The sequence below is a fragment of the Burkholderia pyrrocinia genome (assembly GCF_001028665.1).
GTDB classification, from domain to species: domain Bacteria; phylum Pseudomonadota; class Gammaproteobacteria; order Burkholderiales; family Burkholderiaceae; genus Burkholderia; species Burkholderia pyrrocinia.
The window spans coordinates 705,082-725,782 of the sequence record NZ_CP011503.1 but is presented as its reverse complement, the minus strand read 5'-3'; the positions used below and the strand labels follow the sequence as shown (position 1 = coordinate 725,782).

Below are 20,701 nucleotides of genomic sequence, written 5' to 3'. Positions count from 1 at the left end.
CTTGAGTTTTATGATCGGCGACACCTCGCGCGGCCCGCGCGGGGACTGGCGTCGCAAAAAGCAAAGGGGCGCGGCTGCGGTTTCCCGCAGCCGCGCCCCGTTTGCGTCACGCGTTATTTAGTCAAGCGGCGCGGAACGCAGGTCACTCACCTGTTGTGGCGAGATCGGCGTACCGTTGTTGCCCCACGACATCCGGATATACGTTACCACTGCTGCGACTTCCTGGTTCGACAGCGACTGCGCGAACGGCGGCATGCCGTACGGACGCGGGTTCTTGAACGTGCTCGGCGGATAGCCACCATTCAGCACCATGCGGATCGGGTTGACCGCCGATTCCATCATGATCGAGTGGTTGCCCGCGAGCGGCGGGTAGGCCGGCGGCTTGCCCGCGCCGGTTTCGGCGTGGCAGGTCGCGCAGTTGTCGGCGTAGATCTTCTTGCCCTGATCGAACAGCGCATTGCCGAACTGCTTCGACGGCTCGTACTGCATGTTCTTCGGCGCTTCGGCCTTCTGCGGGATCGACTTCAGGTACGTCGACATCGCGCGCGTATCTTCGTCGGTCATGTACTGCAGGCTGTTGTGGACCACGTCCGCCATCGGGCCGAATACCGCGCCCTTTTGCGACACGCCGGCCTGCAGCAGGTCGGACAGCTCCTGCACGTGCCAGTCGCCGAGGCCGAGTTCCTTGTCGTTCGTCAGCGACGGCGCATACCAGTTCTGCAGCGGGATCAGGCCGCCGGCGAACGCCGACGAGCTCACCGGGCCGCCCATCATGTTGATCGACGTGTGGCACATCGAGCAGTGGCCGAGGCCTTCGACGAGGTAGGCGCCGCGGTTCCATTCGACCGACTTCGTCGGATCCGGCTTGTACTCGCCTTCCTTGAAGAACAGCGTGCGCCAGCCGATCAGCAGGTTGCGGTTGTTGAACGGGAACTTCAGTTCGTGCGGACGGCTCGGCACCGACACCGGCGCGACCGAGCGCAGGTACGCGAAGATCGCGTCCGAATCCGCGCGCGTGACCTTCGTGTAGCTCGCGAACGGGAAGCCCGGGTAGAGCAGGCTGCCGTCCTTCGAGCGACCCGTGTGCATCGCGCGGTAGAAGTCGTCCGACGTCCACTTGCCGATGCCATCCTTGTCGTCCGGCGTGATGTTCGGCGTGTACATCGTGCCGAACGGCGTCGCCATCGGCAGGCCGCCCGCGAACGACTTGCCGCCGCGCACGGTGTGGCACGCAATACAGTCGCCGACGCGCGCGAGGTATTCGCCCTTCTTGATCAGCGCGGCCTGGTCGGCCGGCGTGGCCGCGACGGCGGCAGCGCCGTGCAGCGTGTCGTTGCCCGGCCACAGGACCGGCACGAGGGCGGCAGCCGCGACGATCGCGACAGCCGAGAGTGCAAACAGGGACTTGCGTTTCATTGTGTCTGTCTCCCTTGCCTTATTGCGGTTCGCTGCCGCAGGCGAGCGGAGTCTTCATCGAGCGCGCCGGGGCCGGCACGGGGTTGGCGGGCGCCGGTTGCGCGGCGAGCCATGCGGTCACGGCCGTCACGTCTTCGTCGGAAAGCTTCGCCGCGATGTCGTGCATGCAATCCGGTGCCTTCGCGTGGCGGTTGCCCGAGCGCCAGGCGCCGAGCTGTGCGCTCAGGTAATCGGCGTGCAGGCCGACGAGGCCCGGGATCGCCGGCTGCATGCCGGTCAGCGTCGCGCCGTGGCAGGCCACGCAGGCCGGCAGCTTGCGGGACGGGTCGCCTTGCGTGACGAGCTGCTTGCCGCGCGCGAGCGTCGCGGCCGGCAGCGTCGGCTTCGCCGGCGTCGGGTACGGCGGGCGTTCGGCCGAGAAGTGCTCGGCGATTTCGCGCAGGTAGTCGTCGTTCAGGTACGTCAGCAGATAGTTCATCGGCGGGTACTTGCGCCGGCCATCACGGAAGTTGACGAGCTGGTTGTACAGGTACTCGGCCGGCTTGCCGGCAAGACGCGGGAAGTAGTCGTTGTCCGTGCCCTGGCCGTGGACGCCGTGGCATGCGGTACAGCCGCGCACGCGCTCGGCCATCGTATCGGGTGCCTTGAGCGGCGCCTGCTGGGCGTGCGCTTGCTCCGTGGGCTTGGTCTGCGCTTGGGCAGCGCTCATAAGGCCCGCTCCGCCGATCAACAGAACGGCGAGCAGCGGACGGAAGAGGCGTCTTGAAGACACACGAGACTCCATGATTATTCGTCGGGGACCTTGTCCGGGCTACGATCGGCTCGGCGCATGGACGGCAGGACAGCCGGGCTGCTGCGACGCGGCATTCTATCATCGATGGGTAATGACGGCTATTTGGCAAAAGGACGTCGGTTCCTGTCTGTTTGCGACTTGCGACAATTTGACGCGTATTGCACAGCAGCGAAGTGAACCGGCGTGCGCTTTCACCATCGAAGACCGTACACTCGCGGGTCGCGCGGCGCCGCCTCCGCCGCAGGTCCAGTCATTTCTCCCGTTTCCGGATTCATCGATGACGCTTTCTACCGTGCAGTTGCCTCGTTCCCGCTGTTTGTCCCGTTGCCGTCGCGCTGCCGGCCGGCCGTTTCCGGGAGGGTGCGCGCAATGAAGTTCGACAGCTTGTGGATCGGGCAGGTCGCGCTCGCGGCGCTGATGGACGCCGCGTTCGCGATGGCGGTCGGCTCGGCGCTGCTCAAGGCGTGGCTCGGCAAGGACGGCGCGCGGCCGGTCGTCTCGCCTTCGCATCCCGCGTGGCTGCGCGCGCAACATTCGCTGGTCGCGGCGGCGCTGGCGCTCGTGCTCGCGGATCTCGGCTGGCTGGTCTACGAAGCCGCGACGATGAGCGGCGCAGGGCTTGGCGGCGCGTTCGCCGCGATCCCGACCGTGCTGATGCAGACGCACGCGGGCTTCGCATGGAGCGTCGCGTTCGCCGGTGCAGTGGTGCTCGCGATCGTCGCGCTCGGCAAGCCGGACGGCCCGGTCGCGCACGCGGTGCTATGGCTCGCGGTGATCGTGGTCGCGGCCGGCAAGGCATCGCTCGGCCATGCGGCCGATACGGGCGCGCTGTCCGCGGCGGTCGGCGTGCAGACGCTGCACCTGCTCGCGACGGCCGTGTGGGGCGGCCTCGTGCTCGCGGGCGGGCTCGCGGTGCTGCCGGTACTCGGTTCGTCGGTCGCACGCGGCGCGCTGATCCGCATCGGCCAGCACCTGTCGCGGACGTCGATCGTCGCGGTCGTATTCGTGCTCGGGGCGGGCGTGCTCAATGCGCTGCGCGGGCTCGGCGGTTCGCTCGCGCCGCTCGACGGCAGCACGTGGGGGCGCGTGTTGCTGCTGAAGCTGCTGCTCGTCGCGCTCGCGCTCGTGCTCGGCGGCCTGAACCGCTGCTCGGCGCTGCCGCGCTTGCGGCGCACCGCGTCGACCGAGGATGCGCACACGTTCCGCAACATCCTGCATCTCGAGGCGATGACGATGATCGGCGTGTTCGTCGCGGCCGCCGTGCTGTCGTCCAGCGTGCCGGGATTCGCGGCGCTCGGTTGACGGCGGGTTCCGCGCGGCGCGACGCAAGGTCGCCGGCGCGTGCCCGGCACGTGCCGCTCGTCGCGCCGCTCACGTAAAAACGGCCGCCTGTCGGGCGGCCGTTCTGAAGTCGATGCGTACCGCGCGGGCCGCAGCCGCGCGCGATGCGCATCGCGCTCACCACTCGGCGACGCTGCCGTCCGCGTGGCGCCACACCGGGTTGCGCCAGCGATGACCTGTCTTCGCCATCTCGCGCACCTTCTCCTCGTTGACGTCGATGCCGAGCCCCGGGCCCTGCGGGATCGCGACGAAGCCGTCCTCGTAGCGGAACACGTCGGGGTTGTGCAGGTAGTCGAGCAGGTCGTTGCCCTGGTTGTAGTGGATGCCGAGGCTCTGCTCCTGGATGAACGCGTTGTAGCTGACCGCATCGAGCTGCAGGCACGCGGCGAGCGCGATCGGGCCGAGCGGGCAGTGCAGCGCGAGCGCGACGTCGTAGCTTTCCGCGAGCGTCGCGATCTTGCGGCACTCGGTGATGCCGCCCGCGTGCGACGCGTCGGGCTGGATGATGTCCACGTAACCGCCCGCGAGGATGTGCTTGAAGTCCCAGCGCGAGTACAGCCGTTCGCCGAGCGCGATCGGCGTGTTGGTCTGGTTGACGATGTCGCGCAGTGCCTCGGCGTTCTCCGACAGCACGGGCTCCTCGATGAACATCAGCTTGTACGGGTCGAGCTCCTTCGCGAGCACCTTCGCCATCGGCTTGTGCACGCGGCCGTGGAAGTCGACGCCGATCCCGACATGCGGGCCGACCGCATCGCGCACGGCCGCGACGTTCGCGATCACCTGCTCGACCTTGTCGTAGGTATCGACGATCTGCAGTTCCTCGGAGCCGTTCATCTTCACGGCCTTGAAGCCGCGCTCGACGACCGCGCGCGCATTGTTCGCGACGTCGCTCGGCCGGTCGCCGCCGATCCACGAATACACCTTGATGCGATCGCGCACCTGGCCGCCCAGCAGCGCGTGCACCGGCACGCCGTGGTGCTTGCCCTTGATGTCCCACAGCGCCTGGTCGACGCCCGCGATCGCGCTCATCATGATCGGGCCGCCGCGGTAGAAGCCCGCGCGGTACATCACCTGCCAGTGATCCTCGATCAGCAGCGGGTCGCGGCCGACGAGGTAGTCGGCCAGCTCCTGCACCGCGGCCTCGACCGTGTGCGCGCGGCCTTCGACGATCGGCTCGCCCCAGCCGACGATACCCTCGTCGGTTTCGATCTTGAGGAACAGCCAGCGCGGCGGGACGACGAAAGTTTCGAGGCGGGTGATTTTCACGATGCGAGTCTCCATGGTTGGCCGGCGCGGGCACTCGGGCGCGGCGCACGGTCGCGTGCTTTCATTGTTATCCTAGCGTAGCCCGATAAAAAATAGTATTAATAGCACTATTGTGCAGATAGTGGGCAGCCGGCACGCCGGCCCAACGGAGAACGATCATTCAACACGACCTGCATGGACAGACGGCCTTCCGGCTTGCGACGGCGATCCTGCGCGGCGACTATCCGCCCGAATCGCTGCTGCCGAGGGAGCCCGACCTGATGGAGATGCACGGCGTGAGCCGCACGGTGATGCGCGAGGCGCTGCGCACGCTGACGTCGAAGGGGCTGGTCGAATCGCGGCCGAAGGTCGGCACGCGCGTGCGGCCGCGCCACGCGTGGAACCTGCTCGACGCCGACCTGCTCGACTGGTACGCGCGCGTCGCGCCGCCGCTCGCGTTCGCGCTGAAGCTGCAGGAGATGCGCGAGATGATCGAGCCGTACGCGGCCGCGCTTGCCGCGCGCGCGCATACGCCGGAAGCGTTCGACGCGATCGACGACGCGGCGCGCGCGATGGCTGCCGCGCGCAACGTCGACGAATGGGTGCGCGCCGACCTGCGCTTTCACCTGAGCGTGCTCGCGGCCGGCGGCAACGAACTGCTGGTGCCGCTCGGCGCGCTGATCGATCGCACGCTCGAGGCGCAACTGCATCTGAATGCGCGCCGCGCGGACGTGTACAACGCGTCGCTTGCCGAGCATACGGCCGTCAGCGACGCGATCCGCGTGCGCGACGAGGACGGCGCGCGCCGCGCGATGGCGGCGCTGCTCGCGGTGACGCGCGCGCGGATCGAGATGTCGTGACGGAAAGGGGCGGGCGGTGCGGCGTCGTCAGGCGTTCGCGCAGCCGCCCGGCTTGTGGATGCGTTCCGTCGATGCCGGGTACTTCGCGAGCAGGCTCGCCGGCCGCCGCGGGCGCATGACCAGGTCGCCGCCGCAGTTCGGGCAGCGGCCTTTCAGCACGTCGTCGGCGCAGGTCGCGCAGAACGTGCATTCGAACGTGCAGATGCGCGCATCCGCCGAATCGGGCGGCAGGTCCTTGTCGCAGCATTCGCAGCCGGGGCGCAGTTCGAGCATGACGGTTTTCCTTGGTTGGGGAGGGTCGGGGCGGGCGCCGCCGGACATTGCGTGCAGCGCATGTGCGCGCTACTGTACCTGCTTGAATCGGCCTGGCCAACGGTGTCCCGTCCGGGCGCCGCCGATGCGCGCGGGCCGCACCGGGAGACGACCATGCTTTATCGCGGAAGCTGTCACTGTGGAGACGTGAAGTTCGAGGTGGAAGGCGACCTGCAGGGCGTGATGGCGTGCAACTGCTCGATCTGTCAGCGCAAGGGCGCGCTGATGTGGTTCGTGCCGCGCGACCACATGAAGCTCCTCACGCCCGACGAGAATCTCGCGACCTACCTGTTCAACAAGCACGTGATCAAGCATCGCTTCTGCAAGCGCTGCGGGATTCATCCGTTCGGCGAGGGCGTTCATCCGAACGGCACCGCGATGGCCGCGATCAACGTGCGCTGCCTCGAGGATGTCGACCTCGACGCACTGCCGGTCACGCACTACGACGGCCGCTCGCACTGAGCGGCGTGTCATCGATTGAACATACGCGCCGCGGTCAGGACGGTTGCGCCGCGGCGGCGCCCGGCGCGGGTGCTTCTGCCTGCGGCGTAGGGCCCGCGGTGCGCGTGCCGGTGCCGGTCGGGCGTTCGATCAGCGGTGCGAGCGCCGGCGCCATCGACTTCAGCAACTGCACGGCCATCGCGCTCGTGAAGTCGTAGCGCGCCGCATACGGTTCGTGTGCGGTCGCCGTCAGGACCCCGAAGAACCGGTCGCCGAGCACGAACACGAACGTGCCGCTGCGATTCACCTTGCGCGACTCGATCAGCCGCGCGCCGCGCGCGTAGACGTTGAAGCGCTGGTCGCCCGTCCCCGTCTTGCCGTATACCTCGAGCGTCTTGCCGTCGGGTAGCGTGAAGCCGCCCGCGAGGCGACGCGCGGTGCCGCTGAGCACGACGTCGCGCAGCAGCGTGCGCGCGACGTTGACGATCTCCGGCGACAGCATCGGCTGCGGCTGCGCGGCCGCGCGCACGAAGCGCGTCTCGTACGGCGTGCCCTTCGCGAAGTCGAGCCGCGTGATCGTCTCGGTCGGCGCTTTCTGGCCGCCGTTCGCGATCAGCCCGATCAGTTTCGCGAGCGCGTCGGGCTGGTCGCCCGATGCGCCGATCGCCGCCGCGTAGGATGGCGTGACTTCCGCGAACGGGTAGCCGAGCGCGCGCCACGACTTCGTGATCTCCGCGTATGCGCGCAGCTCGACCATGCGGCGGATGCGCCGGTCCTGGGTCGCGTGGTAGCGCGTCTTGTACAGCCACGAGTACGTGTAGAAACGCGCATCGCGGCTGTCGCGCTGGACATCGCCGAGCGACGCGGTCGGGTGCGCGCGCAGGTAGTTGAGCGTCCACAGCGCGAGCGGGTGCACGCTCGCGATATAGCCGCGATCGTTGAGGTTGAAGCGGTCGATCGCGTACTTCGCGTAGAGCGCGGCGAGATCGTCGTCGGACAGCGTCGCGGCCGGCGTGCCTTTCAGTTGCGCGCGCATCTGCGCATCGAACCACGCGAGCGACTCGTTCGGCGCGACGCTGCGCAGCACCGTCGCGATCTTCGGCGGCGACTTGCGCACATCCTTCAGCATCAGCGCCAGCGCGACGTCGGGCGCCTTGCCCGCATAACGCGTGTAGTAGCGCTTCACGTAGACCTGGCTTTCACCGTCGACGAACTGCTGCAGGTAATGCCGGCGCTGCTCGGGATCGCCGAGCCACGACGACGACGGGCCGGCCACCTGCAGCGTCTCGTAGTGGACGATGTCGCGCATCAGCCGCACGAACACGAGGTTGACCGAATGCTCGAACGCCGCGTGCAGCGTCAGGATGCGGCCGTTGTCCGACTTCTCGAAGTTCGAGAACACCTGCGCGCCGCCGCCCGTGTAGAACACGTCGGGGCTTGCCGAATACTTGCGTTCGACGGCCGCGTCGAGCATCGCCTGCAGCGAGCGGTCGCGCGTATGCGACAGATAGTCGAGCGCCCAGTGCGACAGCCCGTCGGCCGGGTCGGGCTTCACGCGGGCGAGCTCCGCGTTCGACAGGTTCGCATAGCGCGCATGCAGGTCGGAAACGATCTGCAGGTACGTGATCAGCGTGCGCAGCTTCGCGGTCGAGCCGAGGTTGATACGGCCGCCGCGATTCACGTCGAACGGCTCGTTCACGCTGTCGGTCTGCACGCGCAGCATGTTCGCGCCGTTGCGACGTTCGTACAGCGTGAAGCTGTACGTGAGATGCGACGGGTCGTCCTTCGGTGCGAGCATCTCGTAGCCGTAGAGGCCGGCGGCCTGCGCGCCGTCGCGCGTCGACGCCTTCGCGAGCCGTTCGGCGACGGCCCGCTGCACGCCGTTGTCGAGCGTGCTGGTCGCCTCCAGGTCGAACTGGTCGAGCTGGTACACGTCGCTGATGCCGAGGGCCGACAGCAGCGACGCGCGCGCCGACGTCACGGCCTTGCGCGACACGAACGACTGCACCTGCGCGGCGGCGGGCGGCGCGCTGCGTTCGATCTGCGCGGACAGCGCGGCGTCGCGCAATGCAGGCGAGATCACGCCGCCGTTCGACAGCAGCCGCAGGTAGCTGTCGGTCAGCCGCTGCAGTGCCGGATAGCCGTGGTTGAGGAAGTACGACGGCGCGCGCTGCGCGATGATCAGCGACAGCACCTCGCGGAACGTCTTGCCCTGTTCGTCGACGTTGTCGCCGGTCGTCGGCGCGGACAGGATCCGGTTCACGTCGTTGAAGTCGCGGCCGTACCAGGCGGCGAGACCGTCGCCGATGCCGGTGATTTCGCCGATATGCGGCCGCGCGGCGAGCGGCACCGAGTTCAGGTAATGCACGACGATCGTGCGGCGCGCGAGCATCGTCTGCGGGCCGTTCAGGTACGCGCGGATCGACGCCGACGCGATCTGCCGCAGCTTCTCGGGCGGCGTCGCGGTGCGGCCCTCCGGCGAATGGCGGAATTTCTCGATCTGCGTCGCGAGCGTGCTGCCGCCCGGGCGCGCCTGGTGACGGTTGACGACGTGCAGCGCCTGGTCGGCGACCGCGCGGCTGAAGCGCCCCCAGTCGATCGCCGGGTTGCGGTTCGGTTCGTTCACGTCGAGCAGGTAGCGATCCTCGATGAACAGCAGCGAATCGACGACCACGCGCGGCACCGTGTCGAAGTCGGCGTAGACGCGCTGCGGGAACACCGTCGAAAACAGCGGCGCGCCGGTCGAGTCGAACAGCATCAGGCCCGCCTGGTCCTTCTCTTCATAAGGGAGGAACAACCCGCGATCGCCGAGCGACAGCATCCGCTGCGAATCGCGCGCCTGCTTGCCGACGACGAAGCCGCGTGCGAGCAGCCGCTCCTGGAACGACGGAATCATCGCGTAGCCGAGGCGCTGGTCGTACGGGCCGTTCGCGGGAAAGCGGATGTGATCGCTCGCGCCCGTTTCGACCGTGTAGCCGACATCGCGGGTGAGCTCGGACAGATAGTGCGCCTGCAGCCGGGACGTTTCGATCTCGGTCTGCACGAGTCGCGCAACGATCGCCACCGCGATCACCAGCGCGGCCAGCAAAGACCACTTGATCCACGTCCAGACCGATGCAAGACCGGTCACACGCGGCAGGATACGATTCAGCGGCCGATTCATGGCGGCGTCTCCCTGAAGGCGCGGGCTCCGGCCGCACCCCATTAAGAATTAGTGTAGTCCTCAACCGCGGGCTGCCAAGGGTGGTTCACTACCGAGATGCGCCGACGCAACGCACGTGCCTGTGACGCGCGGCAACCGGCGTTGCGGTGCGGCGGCGCGCGCCGTCGCGGGCTAACGTTTGCGCGTTCCGCGCCGAAGCGTCCGCGTGACAAGGGTGTCGGCGGACAGGCTCGGGCGGCCGGGCAGGCGGTCGATGCACCGGTTTCGTGCGCTGCGGTATCGCGGCAATTCGGGCCGGATCCTGTTCGTGAAATCGTGGGTGGCGCGCGACGACGCTACGGTTTTCCGCGATAGCCGCGCGCGCCGGCCGCGGGTACGATCGCCGGATCTGCGGCGCATTTCCGCTTTCGCCGGGGGGGCCATGCCGATCCATCCCGTCGCGCTCGTTTGTACGGCCATCCTCGGGCTGCTGCTGTTCGGGCTCGGGCTCGTCGTGTCCGTCACGCGCTTTCGGTGCACCACCGGATCCGGGTGTGCGCCAGATCCGACGAACGGGTTGCACAAGGTCGTGCGCGCGCACGGCAACACGGCCGAATACACGCCGTTTCTCGCGGTGCTGTTTCTCTATTTCGGCGCACATGATCCGTCGCGCGCGATCCTGTCGCTGATCGTCGCGGCGACCGCATGCCGCTGCCTGCTCGTGATCGGATTGCTTGCGTGGCCGACGATGGCCAGGCCGAATCCCGTGCGTTTCATCGGTGCGCTCGGCACGTATCTGTGCGGCGCCGCGCTGTGCATTGCGCTGTTCGTCTGAACCGTCGCGACGGCGCGACGGTTCACGCGGTCGCGGCAGGGCTCGATGACTTCCTGTCGAAGCGCACGGACGTGTATCTGACCGCCGTCTGCCAGCGCGCGTCGGGCACCGACTCGACCGCCGTCAGACGCTGCCTTCCGCCTCGATCACGAGGATGCGCGCTTCGCCGAGCGGATGCGCGACGTGCTCGGTGCCGACCGTCGCGTGGAAGACGTCGCCGGTTTCGAGCACCGTTGCGTGCTCGATGCCTGCTACGCGGTAGCGCATCTCGACGCGGCCGTCGAGCACCGCGAACACTTCCTCGCCGTCGTTCACATGCCATCGATACGGCTGGTCGGTCCAGTGCAGCCGGACCGTGATGCCGTTCAGGTTCGCGATGTCGAGCGCGCCCCACGGGCGGTCCGCGGTGAATGCGGCGCTGCGGATGATGTTCATCGATATGTTCTCCGGCGCGAATGCGCGTCGTCTTCCAGTCAATTTCCCCGCGCCCGCATTCAGTGAGACATCGCGCGCAGCGCCTGCTCGATCGCCTGCTTGCGCTTCGCGAAGCTGGCCGCCGAACGTTCGGTGGCAAGCTTCACGACCGATGCCGGTGCGGTGTCGGGCGAGCCGGCGTCGAACGGCGGCGCGGGTGCGTATTCGAGCTGAAGCTGGATCGCCTGCGCTTCTTCATTGCCGGCCAGTTCCGCGGCGATCGTCAGCGCGAAGTCGATGCCGGCCGTCACGCCGCCACCGGTGATCAGGTTGCCGTCGCGCACGACGCGCTCGTGCACGGGCACCGCACCCAGCGGTTCGAGCAGCGCGTGGAACGCCCAGTGCGTCGTCGCGCGCCGCCCGCGCAGCAGGCCGGCCACGCCGAGCAGCAACGCGCCCGTGCAGACCGACGTCACGTAGCGGGCAGTGGCCGCGCGCTGCTGCACGAACGCGGTCGTTTCGGCATCGAGCAGCAGTTCGTTGATCCCGATGCCGCCCGGAATGCAGATCACGTCGAGCGGCGGGCAGTCGTCGAACGTGCAGGTCGGCGCGAGCGCAAGGCCGCTGCTCGACGCGACGGTGTCGCGCGACTTCCAGACCAGATGGACGGTCGCGTCGGGCAGCAACGCGAGCACGTCGTGCGGGCCGGTGAGATCGAGTTGCTGGACGCCGGGAAACACGAGAAGGCCGATATGCAGGGTCATGCGAAGACTCCGGGTGGAAGAGGAACGCGCCGTTGCCGGTACACGATGGACAGATCGATTCTAGGCGCGTAGTGTTTGGCGAAATTGCCATATCACCCACGTTTTCAGCCAATCGCCATGCCTGCCGCCCCGCGCTCGATCCTGATCCTCGCATTCCCTCGCGCGCAATTGCTCGACGTGTCGGGGCCGCTGCAGGTGTTCGCGTCCGTCAACGAACTCGCGCTGGAGCGCGGGCAGCCGGCGCCTTATGCGCCGCGCGTCGTCGCGGCCGACGCCGGGCCCATCGAGACGTCGTCGGGCCTCGTCGTGATGGCCGAGTCGCTGCGCTCGGCCGCGCGCCGTCCCGATACGGTGATCGTTGCGGGCGGCAAGGGCGTGCACGCGGCATCGCAGGATGCCCGGCTGGTGCGCTGGGTGCGGCAGCAGGCGGCGCGCGCGCGGCGCGTTGCGTCGGTCTGCACCGGCGCGTTCCTGCTCGCCGAGGCCGGCCTGCTCGACGGACGGCGCGCGGTCACGCACTGGGCGCGCTGCGACGAATTCGCGGCACGCTACCCGAACGTGCGCGTCGAAGCCGATCCGATCTTCATCCGCGAAGGCGCGCTGTGGACGTCGGCCGGCGTGACGGCAGGCATCGATCTTGCGCTCGCGCTGGTCGAGGAGGATCTCGGGCGCGCGACCGCGCTCGACGCCGCGCGCGAACTCGTCGTGTTCCTGAAGCGTCCGGGCGGACAGGCGCAGTTCAGCGCGATGCTGTCGATGCAGCGCACCGACGACCGGTTCGGCGAACTGCATGCGTGGATGGCCGAGCACCTGGCGGCCGACCTGTCGGTGCCCGCGCTGGCCGAGCGCGTGCGCATGAGCGAGCGCAGCTTCGTGCGCCACTATCGCGCGGGAACCGGCCGCACGCCCGCGCGCGCGGTCGAGCAGATCCGCGTCGAGGCCGCGCAGCGCCTGCTCGGCGAAACGACATGGCCCGTCAAGCGGATCGCCGCGCGATGCGGATTCGGTTCGGAGGAGACGTTGCGGCGCAGCTTCGTGCGTGTGCTGGGCGTGTCGCCGCAGGCGTATCGGGAGCGGTTCGTGCGGTAGGGGCGTGCGATAACGCGCGGCGCGCGATCGGGGCCGGAGCGGTTGTCGTCTGGAGCTGAACGAAAACCGATCATTTTCCAGCGCGAAATGCCGAGACTATTCAGGGTTGGAGAACAATGGGTGGGGGCTTGTGCCGCGCCCGCCGCGCGCTCTATTCTGTCCTGTTGGCGATTCGAAGGGGGGCAGCATGGACCGAATCCAGGCAATGGAAGTTTTTACCCGTGTGGTCGACGCGAACAGCTTTACGCGCGCGGCCGACACGCTCGCGATGCCGCGCGCGTCGGTCACGACCATCATCCAGAATCTCGAGGCGCTGCTCGGCGTGCGCCTGATGCACCGGACGACGCGCCGGCTGTCGCTGACGCCGGAAGGCGCCGCGTACTACGAGCATTGCATGAAGATCATCGCGGAGATCGCGGAAGCCGACGCGAGCTTCCAGACCGGCAACCGCAAGCCGAGCGGCGTGCTGCGCGTCCACATGCCGAGCTCGCTCGGGCGGCGCATCGTGCTGCCGTCGCTGTCGATTTTCCGGCAGCGCTATCCGGACATCACGCTCGAGCTGGGGCTTTCCGATCGCTACGTGGATCCGGTCGAGGAGGGCATCGACTGCATGATCCGGGTCGGGCCGCTCGAGGATTCGTCGATGGTCGCGCGGCGCATCGGGATGCTGAAGCGCGTGACCTGCGCGTCGCCCGATTACGTCGCGCGTCACGGCGAGCCGCACGAGATTGCGGATCTCGCCGACCATCATGCGGTGAATTTTCGTGCGAGCCACGGCGCGCGTGCGATTCCGTGGGTGTTCATGATCGACGGCAAGCCGGTCGAGGTACGGATGAGCGGCGAAGTCACGGTCAACGATTCGGATGCCTACGTGACGTGCGGGCTCGAAGGGTTCGGGATGATCCAGCCGACGCTGTTCATGGTGCTGCCGAACCTGCTCGACGGGTCGCTGGTCGAGGTGCTGCCCGACTGCAATCCGAAGCCGAAGCCGATCTCGATCGTCTATCCGCACAACCGCCATTTGTCGCAGAAGGTGCGCGTGTTCGCCGACTGGATCGCGGAGGTGTTCGAGTCGACACCGGCGCTGGAGGGCGGCGAGAACTGGCGCGGGAAGGTGCTTGCGCATGCGGCGAAGCTGGAGAGAGGGTCGGTGGCGGCGTGATGGGGCGGTGCGGCCTGGTTGTCGGCTGCGCCGGTTTCATAGGAATCATCAAACGCGGTCGATGGGTTTGCCTTACGGCAGAAGCGCTGTGAGTTCCATGCCCGGCATTTCCAGGGTTTCGCCGTCTTTGACTTGCCGCAGGTCTTCGATTCATGAGAATCGCTGAGGGACGTCGTACGATGCCGACCGTGACCGGGAGCGTTTTGCGGAGAGAAGTACTTTGAGGCGCAAAGAAAAAGGGCCCAGCTTGCGCTGGGCCCTTTTTGCATTTGGTGGCGAATCAGGGATTCGAACCCCGGACCTGCGGATTATGATTCCGTCGCTCTAACCGACTGAGCTAATTCGCCGAAGAAATAAATTATGCCGATGAGGCTTCTGGCTGTCAACAGCTTTTTTCATCTTCCGTGAAAAAAGTTGCCGGCAGCCGGTGCCGGCCTCGTCGCGGAGCCGGATGCCGGTCACCGGGGCACGCCCGGCTACCGCCGCCAGCCCGCGCGTCGACATCAATCCTGCGCGTAGATGTTCGAGTCCTTCGTCTCCTTGACGAACAGCAGGCCGATCACGAACGTGGCCAGCGCGATGATGATCGGATACCAGAGCCCCGAATAGATGTTGCCCTTCGCCGCAACGATCGCGAACGCGGTTGCCGGCAGGAAGCCGCCGAACCAGCCGTTGCCGATGTGATACGGCAGCGACATCGACGTATAGCGGATCCGCGTCGGGAACATCTCGACCAGCATCGCGGCGATCGGCCCGTAGACCATCGTCACGTAGATCACGAGGATCGTCAGGATCACGATCGTCATCGGCCAGTTGAGCTGCGCGGGGTCGGCCTTCGCCGGATAGCCCGCCGACTTCAGCGTGGTCGCGAGCGTCTTGTCGAACGCTGCCCCCTTCGCCTTTGCGTCAGCCCCCTTGGCGTCGTACGCGTCGATCACGGTGTCGCCCACCTTGATCTGCGCGGTCGTGCCGGCCGGTGCCGCGACGTTCTCGTAGTTCAGGCCGGCCTTCGCGAGCGCGCTCTTCGCGATGTCGCACGAATCGGTGAACTTCGACGTGCCGACCGGGTTGAACTGGAACGAGCAGGTGGCCGGATCGGCGACGACGGTGATCGGCGCCTTCTGCGTGGCGATCTCGAGCTGCGGGTTCGCGTAGTGCGTGAGCGCCTTGAACAGCGGGAAGTAGGTCAGCGCCGCGATCAGGCAGCCCGCGAGGATGATCGGCTTGCGGCCGATCTTGTCCGACAGCGAACCGAAGAACAGGAAGAACGGCGTGCCGATCAGGAGCGCGATCGCGATCAGGATGTTCGCGCTTGCACCGTCGACCTTCAGCGTCTGCGTGAGGAAGAACAGCGCGTAGAACTGGCCCGTGTACCACACGACGGCCTGGCCGGCCGTCAGGCCGACGAGCGCGATGATCACGATCTTCAGGTTCTTCCACTGGCCGAACGCTTCGGTCAGCGGTGCCTTCGACGTCTTGCCTTCCGCCTTGATGCGCAGGAACACCGGCGATTCGTTCAGCTGCAGCCGGATCCACACCGACACCGCGAGCAGTGCGATCGATGCGACGAACGGCACGCGCCAGCCCCAGCTGCCGAACGCTTCCTCGCCGATGAACGTGCGCACGCCGAGGATCACGAGCAGCGACAGGAACAGCCCGAGCGTCGCGGTCGTCTGGATCCACGCGGTGTAGAAGCCGCGACGGTTCGCCGGCGCATGCTCGGCGACGTAGGTCGCCGCACCGCCGTACTCGCCGCCGAGCGCGAGGCCCTGCAACAGCCGCATCGCGATGAAGATCACGGGTGCGGCGATGCCGATCGACGCGTAGCCGGGCAGGAACCCGACCACGAACGTCGAGATGCCCATGATCACGATCGTCACGAGGAACGTGTGCTTGCGTCCCACCATGTCTCCGAGCCGGCCGAACACGATCGCGCCGAACGGCCGCACCGCGAAGCCGGCCGCGAAGCCGAGCAGCGTGAAGATGAATGCGGCGGTCGGATTGACGCCGGAGAAGAAGCTCTTGCTGATGTAGGCCGCGAGTGAGCCGGCCAGGTAAAAGTCGTACCACTCGAACACGGTCCCGAGCGACGACGCGAAGATCACCTTCTTTTCTTCGCCCGTCATCGGCGCGTGCGAAATTTGCCCGCCTAACGTTGCCATGAATCGTCTCCAAGTCCCTTGATATAGATGTGCGGCCGCCTTGGGTGGGCGGGCCTGTCGACGATTATTGGCACGGAAACTTACGGCGCACTGACTTGCACGGATAAAACGACTGCGTGTTAACCCGCGGCGAATCGGGTGCTTCGCGCGTCGATTGTGGCGCGAACGTCCGGCAAATCGCCGGTTTCGGCGCGATTGCGGCGCGTTGCTGCGGTGCGTGTCAGGGTAAATCCGGGGCGGCTTCCGCCAGCGGCAGGCTGACGCGCACGAGCGTGCCGGCGAGGCGGGGCGCCTGCTGGTAGACGTGATCGTCGAGCGTCAGCGTGCCGCCGTGCTGCGTGGCGATCTCGCGCACGATCGCGAGCCCGAGGCCGCTGCCGTCGCCTTCGCGGCCGAGGATCCGGTAAAAACGCTCGACGACGCGCTCGCGCTCGGCGGCCGGGATGCCGGGGCCCGTGTCCTCGACTTCGAGATGCACGAGCCGCGCCGCGGGCTCGGCATGCGCGCGCACGGTGATGCGGCCGCCCGCCGGCGTGTAGCGGATCGCGTTGTCGATCAGGTTGCCGAGCATCTCGCGCAGCATCACCGGGTTGCCGTCGACGTCGAGCGGCGCGTCGTCCGGCGGGCCTTCGTAACCGAGATCCATCCGCTTCGCGAGCGCGGCCTGCACCCAGTCGCGCACCGCGCGCCGCGCGAGCGCGGCGATCTCGACCGGCTCGAACGTGAGCCCGCTCGCGCGGTTCTCGGCGCGCGCGAGCGCAAGCAGTTGCGTGACGAGCCGCGCGGCCTGCTCGGAGCTCGTCGCGATCTGTTCGAGCGAGCGCTGCACGTCGGGCGGGACCGGGTGGCGCAGCGCGAACTCGGCCTGCGTGCGCAGGCCCGCGAGCGGCGTCTTCATCTGGTGCGCGGCATCGGCGATGAAGCGCTTTTGCAGCGCCATGTTCTGTTCGAGACGCGCGAGCAGGTCGTTGAACGACGTGACGAGCGGTTCGATCTCGGGCGGCGCGCGCTGCGCCTCGACGGGCGACAGGTCGTCGGGCCGCCGCGCGCGGATGTGCGCCTGCAGCGCATTGAGCGGCGCGAGCCCGCGCGACAGCCCGAACCAGACGAGCAGGATCGCGAGCGGCAGGATCACGAACTGCGGCAGGATCACGCCCTTGATGATGTCGTTCGCGAGCGCGTTGCGCTTGTCGAGGGTCTCGCCGACCTGCACGAGCACGGGCTGCACGCCGCTCGCTTGCGGCAGCGCGACCGTCGTATACGCGACGCGCACGTCGTTGCCGCGCAGCAGGTCGTCGCGAAACACGACGACGCCGGGCGGCGGGCGATCCTCGTCGCGCGGCAGCGGCATGTCGGCTTCGCCCGCGACCAGCTCGCCGCGCGTGCCGAGCACCTGGAAGTAAACGCTGTCGACGTTGTCCGCGCGCAGGAAGTCGCGCGTCTGCTCCGGCAGCGTCAGTTCGGCGACGCCGTTCACCGGGTGGATCTGCCGTGCGAGCACGTATGCGTTGGTTTCGAGCGTGCGGTCGAACGGGCTGTTCGCGATCGTCTTCGCGACGAGATAGGTGACGGCGATACTCATCGGCCACAGCAGCAGCAGCGGCGCGAGCATCCAGTCGAGGATTTCGCCGAACAGCGAGCGCGGGCGCGGGGCCTCGGCCGCATCGGCTTCGTCGGGCGGCGCGAACGGGTTCTCGTAGCGCGCGTCGCGCGCCTCGTCGGCGGCCGACGACGGCGCGCCGGTCGGGTGGCGGGAATGGGCCGGCGTGGCCATCGCCGCGACGCCCGGCTTCAGCGCAGCGGCGTGCCGGCCACCGCGGGCAGGGGCGCTGTCGTGTCGGCCGGCGCGGCGGGCGCGACCTTTTCCAGGCAATAGCCGAGGCCGCGCACGGTCGAGATCCGGACGCCGCTCGGTTCGATCTTCTTGCGCAGCCGGTGCACGTAGACTTCGATCGCGTTGTTGCTGACTTCCTCGCCCCATTCGCACAGGTGATCGACGAGCTGCTCCTTCGACACGAGCCGGCCGATCCGCTGCAGCAGCACCTCGAGCAGGCCGAGCTCGCGCGCGGAGAGATCGAGCACGCGTTCGTTCGCATACGCGATGCGGCCGACCTGGTCGAACGCGAGCGAGCCGTGCCGCACGACGGTCGGGCCGCCGCCCGCGCCGCGCCGGGTCAGCGCGCGCACGCGCGCCTCGAGCTCGTTGAGCGCGAACGGCTTGGCCATGTAATCGTCCGCGCCGAGGTCGAGCCCCTTCACGCGCTCGTCGACGCTGTCGGCGGCGGTCAGGATCAGCACGGGGAGGTTGGAATTGCGGGCGCGCAGGCGCTTGAGCACGTCGAGCCCGGACATTTTCGGCAGCCCGAGATCGAGGATCAGCAGGTCGAATGCCTGCATCGACAGCGCGGTATCGGCATCGACGCCGCTCTTCACGTGGTCGACCGCATAGCCCGATTGGCGGAGTGACCGGGTGAGGCCGTCCGCGAGTATGCTGTCGTCTTCGGCGATGAGAATTCGCATGTTGCTGACCGATGGCCGGCAGGGCGTTCACGCCGGCGCGGCTGTCTCCGAAGTTATTCGTGTACAACGCAGCCCGCATTGCGGGCTTGCATAAAATACTGTTTTTTTATACAGTGTCTGCATTCGTGGGCGGCGCTTGAAAGCGGGCGCGCCTTTAACAGACGCTGCTCATCATAGCAAAGGACGATTCATGGAAGAAAGCAAGAAGGGCTCCGGGATGACCGCCGAGAAGAGCAAGGCGCTGGCGGCCGCACTCGCGCAGATCGAGAAGCAGTTCGGCAAAGGGTCGATCATGCGGATGGGCGACGGCGAGGCGGCCGAGGACATCCAGGTCGTCTCCACGGGTTCGCTGGGGCTCGACATCGCGCTCGGCGTCGGCGGCCTGCCGCGCGGCCGGGTGGTCGAGATCTACGGTCCGGAATCGTCCGGTAAAACCACGCTCACGCTGCAGGTCATTGCCGAACTGCAGAAGATCGGCGGCACGGCCGCGTTCATCGACGCCGAGCACGCGCTCGACGTCCAGTACGCGTCGAAGCTCGGCGTGAACGTGCCGGAACTGCTGATCTCGCAGCCGGACACCGGCGAGCAGGCGCTGGAAATCACCGATGCGCTGGTGCGCTCGGGCTCGGTCGACATGATCGTCATCGACTCGGTCGCGGCGCTCGTGCCGAAGGCCGAAATCGAAGGCGAGATGGGCGATTCGCTGCCGGGCCTGCAGGCCCGCCTGATGTCGCAGGCGCTGCGCAAGCTGACCGGCACGATCAAGCGCACGAACTGCCTGGTGATCTTCATCAACCAGATTCGTATGAAGATCGGCGTGATGTTCGGCAACCCGGAAACCACGACGGGCGGCAACGCGCTGAAGTTCTATGCGTCGGTGCGTCTCGACATCCGCCGGATCGGCTCGATCAAGAAGAACGACGAGGTGATCGGCAACGAAACCCGTGTGAAGGTCGTCAAGAACAAGGTGTCGCCGCCGTTCCGCGAAGCGATCTTCGACATCCTGTATGGCGAGGGCATTTCGCGCCAGGGCGAGATCATCGATCTCGGCGTGCAGGCGAAGATCGTCGACAAGGCGGGCGCCTGGTACAGCTACAACGGCGAGAAGATCGGCCAGGGCAAGGACAACGCGCGTGAATTCCTGCGCGAGAATCCGGAAATCGCGCGCGAGATCGAGAACCGCATCCGCGAATCGCTCGGCGTCGTCGCAATGCCCGATGGTGCAGGCAACGAAGCCGAGGCGGTGGACGAAGAAGAGTGATGGTCGGGCGCCGAGGTCAGGCTGGCGAGCCGGAGGAGAGCGACGCGCCCGAAACGGCGGGTCGCTCCGGACGGCGAGCCGGATCCTCGGGCGCCGATCGGCGGGTCGCCGGCAGCAACGCCGCGAACCGCACCGCGACGAGGGCATCCGACGATGCCCTCGTTTCGTTTGAGATTGCCGCGCCGGACGATCCGTTCGACGACGATGAATCGTTCGACGCGCACGACCGGTCCCGCCGTCGTGTGTCCGGTGTCAGCTTCCCGGGCGGTCGCGCATCCGATACGTCAACGCCTGCGACGGAAGATGTCTATACGCGCAGCAGCCAGCATCCGCGCCGCACGCGCCGTGCGTCGGGTGGGGCTTCAAGCGCTGCTTCCGGAAACGATCCGGGCGCCGGCGAGCGCAAGTCGTCGAAGCCGACGCGTTCGTTGAAAGGCCGCGCGCTCGGCTATCTGTCGAGGCGCGAATACAGCCGCACGGAACTCGCGCGCAAGCTCGCGCCGTATGTCGGCGAAGACGAGTCCGTCGAACCGGTGCTCGATGCGCTGGAGAAGGATGGCTGGCTGTCCGACGCGCGCTTCGCCGAGAGCCTCGTGCATCGTCGCGCGTCGCGCGTCGGTGTCGCACGCATCGTCAGCGAGCTGAAGCGCCATGCGGTCGGCGACACCCTCGTCGAGGAAGTGAACGCGCAGTTGCGCGAGACCGAATGGGCGCGCGCGCAGGCTGTCTGGCGCAAGAAATTCGGTGCACTGCCGCAAACACCGGCCGAGCGTGCGAAGCAGGCGCGTTTTCTCGCCGCGCGCGGCTTCTCGAGCTCGACCATCGTGAAGTTGCTGAAGGTCGGCGACGATTTTCCGATCGACGACTGATCGCTCCGATCGCGCGCGTGGCGCGCGATTTTGCTGCAACGCAACCGCATCCGGACAGGCGGGAATACCCGCCGT

Annotated in this window: 18 protein-coding genes, 1 tRNA gene and 1 pseudogene; 9 read left to right on the top strand and 11 right to left on the bottom strand. The window is 67.5% G+C overall.

Annotation, left to right across the window (positions count from 1 at the left end):
- Positions 1-117: 117 nt before the first annotated feature.
- Positions 118-1,416: a c-type cytochrome gene (locus ABD05_RS03375; RefSeq protein WP_047898952.1), complete on the bottom strand. Its 1,299-nt coding sequence runs from the start codon at positions 1,414-1,416 to the stop codon at positions 118-120.
- A gap of 19 nt (positions 1,417-1,435) precedes the next feature.
- On the bottom strand, positions 1,436-2,200 hold the full coding sequence (locus ABD05_RS03370; RefSeq protein ID WP_047898951.1) for a c-type cytochrome: 765 nt from the start codon (positions 2,198-2,200) through the stop codon (positions 1,436-1,438).
- Between the two features lie 378 nt (positions 2,201-2,578).
- Here ABD05_RS03370 and ABD05_RS03365 point away from each other — a divergent pair, with 378 nt between their 5' ends.
- The gene (locus ABD05_RS03365) at positions 2,579-3,511 is read left to right on the top strand and encodes a CopD family protein (RefSeq protein WP_047898950.1); all 933 of its coding nucleotides are present in this window, start codon (positions 2,579-2,581) and stop codon (positions 3,509-3,511) included.
- A 156-nt stretch (positions 3,512-3,667) separates the two neighbouring features.
- On the opposite strand, the gene dgoD is transcribed toward ABD05_RS03365, so the two are convergent.
- Positions 3,668-4,816: a galactonate dehydratase gene (gene dgoD / locus ABD05_RS03360; RefSeq protein WP_047901054.1), complete on the bottom strand. Its 1,149-nt coding sequence runs from the start codon at positions 4,814-4,816 to the stop codon at positions 3,668-3,670.
- A gap of 155 nt (positions 4,817-4,971) precedes the next feature.
- Here dgoD and ABD05_RS03355 point away from each other — a divergent pair, with 155 nt between their 5' ends.
- The gene (locus ABD05_RS03355) at positions 4,972-5,655 is read left to right on the top strand and encodes a FadR/GntR family transcriptional regulator (RefSeq protein ID WP_047898949.1); all 684 of its coding nucleotides are present in this window, start codon (positions 4,972-4,974) and stop codon (positions 5,653-5,655) included.
- A gap of 27 nt (positions 5,656-5,682) precedes the next feature.
- Here ABD05_RS03355 and ABD05_RS03350 read toward each other — a convergent pair whose 3' ends face one another.
- A complete protein-coding gene (locus ABD05_RS03350; RefSeq protein ID WP_047898948.1) occupies positions 5,683-5,928 on the bottom strand; it encodes a DUF1272 domain-containing protein in 246 nt (81 codons plus the stop codon).
- Positions 5,929-6,081: 153 nt separating this feature from the next.
- Here ABD05_RS03350 and ABD05_RS03345 point away from each other — a divergent pair, with 153 nt between their 5' ends.
- Positions 6,082-6,429: a GFA family protein gene (locus ABD05_RS03345; protein WP_047901053.1), complete on the top strand. Its 348-nt coding sequence runs from the start codon at positions 6,082-6,084 to the stop codon at positions 6,427-6,429.
- Positions 6,430-6,463: 34 nt separating this feature from the next.
- Here ABD05_RS03345 and ABD05_RS03340 read toward each other — a convergent pair whose 3' ends face one another.
- A complete protein-coding gene (locus ABD05_RS03340; RefSeq protein WP_047898947.1) occupies positions 6,464-9,571 on the bottom strand; it encodes a biosynthetic peptidoglycan transglycosylase in 3,108 nt (1,035 codons plus the stop codon).
- Positions 9,572-9,992: 421 nt separating this feature from the next.
- Here ABD05_RS03340 and ABD05_RS03335 point away from each other — a divergent pair, with 421 nt between their 5' ends.
- Both ABD05_RS03335 and ABD05_RS39615 read left to right on the top strand, forming a co-directional pair.
- Complete coding sequence (locus ABD05_RS03335; protein ID WP_047901052.1) at positions 9,993-10,385, top strand: MAPEG family protein; 393 nt, start codon at positions 9,993-9,995, stop codon at positions 10,383-10,385.
- Positions 10,385-10,504: pseudogene (locus tag ABD05_RS39615) on the top strand (porin); the annotation flags it as partial. The gene ABD05_RS03335 and the pseudogene ABD05_RS39615, both read left to right, overlap by 1 nt.
- 4 nt (positions 10,505-10,508) lie before the next feature.
- Here the strand turns inward: ABD05_RS39615 and ABD05_RS03330 are convergent.
- Both ABD05_RS03330 and ABD05_RS03325 read right to left on the bottom strand, forming a co-directional pair.
- A complete protein-coding gene (locus ABD05_RS03330) occupies positions 10,509-10,820 on the bottom strand; it encodes a cupin domain-containing protein (protein ID WP_047898946.1) in 312 nt (103 codons plus the stop codon).
- Positions 10,821-10,879: 59 nt separating this feature from the next.
- A complete protein-coding gene (locus ABD05_RS03325) occupies positions 10,880-11,563 on the bottom strand; it encodes a DJ-1/PfpI family protein (protein ID WP_047898945.1) in 684 nt (227 codons plus the stop codon).
- A 117-nt stretch (positions 11,564-11,680) separates the two neighbouring features.
- Here ABD05_RS03325 and ABD05_RS03320 point away from each other — a divergent pair, with 117 nt between their 5' ends.
- Together ABD05_RS03320 and ABD05_RS03315 are read left to right on the top strand one after the other, a co-directional pair.
- Positions 11,681-12,652: a GlxA family transcriptional regulator gene (locus tag ABD05_RS03320; RefSeq protein WP_047898944.1), complete on the top strand. Its 972-nt coding sequence runs from the start codon at positions 11,681-11,683 to the stop codon at positions 12,650-12,652.
- 187 nt (positions 12,653-12,839) lie between these two features.
- Positions 12,840-13,814 carry a LysR family transcriptional regulator gene (locus ABD05_RS03315; RefSeq protein WP_047898943.1) on the top strand — a complete coding sequence of 325 codons (975 nt, stop codon included), beginning with the start codon at positions 12,840-12,842 and terminating at the stop codon, positions 13,812-13,814.
- Between the two features lie 270 nt (positions 13,815-14,084).
- Here ABD05_RS03315 and ABD05_RS03310 read toward each other — a convergent pair.
- From ABD05_RS03310 to ABD05_RS03295, 4 genes are all read right to left on the bottom strand, one after another.
- Positions 14,085-14,161, bottom strand: a tRNA-Met gene (locus ABD05_RS03310).
- 156 nt (positions 14,162-14,317) lie between these two features.
- The gene (locus ABD05_RS03305; protein ID WP_047898942.1) at positions 14,318-15,976 is read right to left on the bottom strand and encodes an MFS transporter; all 1,659 of its coding nucleotides are present in this window, start codon (positions 15,974-15,976) and stop codon (positions 14,318-14,320) included.
- Between the two features lie 220 nt (positions 15,977-16,196).
- On the bottom strand, positions 16,197-17,750 hold the full coding sequence (locus ABD05_RS03300) for a sensor histidine kinase (RefSeq protein WP_047898941.1): 1,554 nt from the start codon (positions 17,748-17,750) through the stop codon (positions 16,197-16,199).
- Positions 17,751-17,767: 17 nt separating this feature from the next.
- Complete coding sequence (locus ABD05_RS03295) at positions 17,768-18,496, bottom strand: response regulator transcription factor (RefSeq protein ID WP_047898940.1); 729 nt, start codon at positions 18,494-18,496, stop codon at positions 17,768-17,770.
- A gap of 190 nt (positions 18,497-18,686) precedes the next feature.
- On the opposite strand from ABD05_RS03295, the gene recA reads away from it, so the two are divergent.
- Positions 18,687-19,757: a recombinase RecA gene (gene recA, locus ABD05_RS03290; protein ID WP_047898939.1), complete on the top strand. Its 1,071-nt coding sequence runs from the start codon at positions 18,687-18,689 to the stop codon at positions 19,755-19,757.
- A complete protein-coding gene (recX, locus tag ABD05_RS03285; RefSeq protein WP_047898938.1) occupies positions 19,757-20,626 on the top strand; it encodes a recombination regulator RecX in 870 nt (289 codons plus the stop codon). Before recA ends, recX begins: the two co-directional genes overlap by 1 nt.
- Positions 20,627-20,701 lie beyond the last annotated feature (75 nt).

What these genes read in the sequence shown, in the direction of transcription:
- ABD05_RS03375 (WP_047898952.1), bottom strand. Translation starts at nt 1,416, where the DNA reads ATGAAACGCAAGTCCCTGTTTGCACTCTCGGCTGTCGCGATCGTCGCG.
- ABD05_RS03370 (WP_047898951.1), bottom strand. Translation starts at nt 2,200, where the DNA reads ATGGAGTCTCGTGTGTCTTCAAGACGCCTCTTCCGTCCGCTGCTCGCC.
- ABD05_RS03365 (WP_047898950.1), top strand. Translation starts at nt 2,579, where the DNA reads ATGAAGTTCGACAGCTTGTGGATCGGGCAGGTCGCGCTCGCGGCGCTG.
- ABD05_RS03350 (WP_047898948.1), bottom strand. Translation starts at nt 5,928, where the DNA reads ATGCTCGAACTGCGCCCCGGCTGCGAATGCTGCGACAAGGACCTGCCG.
- ABD05_RS03345 (WP_047901053.1), top strand. Translation starts at nt 6,082, where the DNA reads ATGCTTTATCGCGGAAGCTGTCACTGTGGAGACGTGAAGTTCGAGGTG.
- ABD05_RS03340 (WP_047898947.1), bottom strand. Translation starts at nt 9,571, where the DNA reads ATGAATCGGCCGCTGAATCGTATCCTGCCGCGTGTGACCGGTCTTGCA.
- ABD05_RS03335 (WP_047901052.1), top strand. Translation starts at nt 9,993, where the DNA reads ATGCCGATCCATCCCGTCGCGCTCGTTTGTACGGCCATCCTCGGGCTG.
- ABD05_RS03330 (WP_047898946.1), bottom strand. Translation starts at nt 10,820, where the DNA reads ATGAACATCATCCGCAGCGCCGCATTCACCGCGGACCGCCCGTGGGGC.
- ABD05_RS03325 (WP_047898945.1), bottom strand. Translation starts at nt 11,563, where the DNA reads ATGACCCTGCATATCGGCCTTCTCGTGTTTCCCGGCGTCCAGCAACTC.
- ABD05_RS03320 (WP_047898944.1), top strand. Translation starts at nt 11,681, where the DNA reads ATGCCTGCCGCCCCGCGCTCGATCCTGATCCTCGCATTCCCTCGCGCG.
- ABD05_RS03315 (WP_047898943.1), top strand. Translation starts at nt 12,840, where the DNA reads ATGGACCGAATCCAGGCAATGGAAGTTTTTACCCGTGTGGTCGACGCG.
- ABD05_RS03305 (WP_047898942.1), bottom strand. Translation starts at nt 15,976, where the DNA reads ATGGCAACGTTAGGCGGGCAAATTTCGCACGCGCCGATGACGGGCGAA.
- ABD05_RS03300 (WP_047898941.1), bottom strand. Translation starts at nt 17,750, where the DNA reads ATGGCCACGCCGGCCCATTCCCGCCACCCGACCGGCGCGCCGTCGTCG.
- ABD05_RS03295 (WP_047898940.1), bottom strand. Translation starts at nt 18,496, where the DNA reads ATGCGAATTCTCATCGCCGAAGACGACAGCATACTCGCGGACGGCCTC.
- recA (WP_047898939.1), top strand. Translation starts at nt 18,687, where the DNA reads ATGGAAGAAAGCAAGAAGGGCTCCGGGATGACCGCCGAGAAGAGCAAG.
- recX (WP_047898938.1), top strand. Translation starts at nt 19,757, where the DNA reads ATGGTCGGGCGCCGAGGTCAGGCTGGCGAGCCGGAGGAGAGCGACGCG.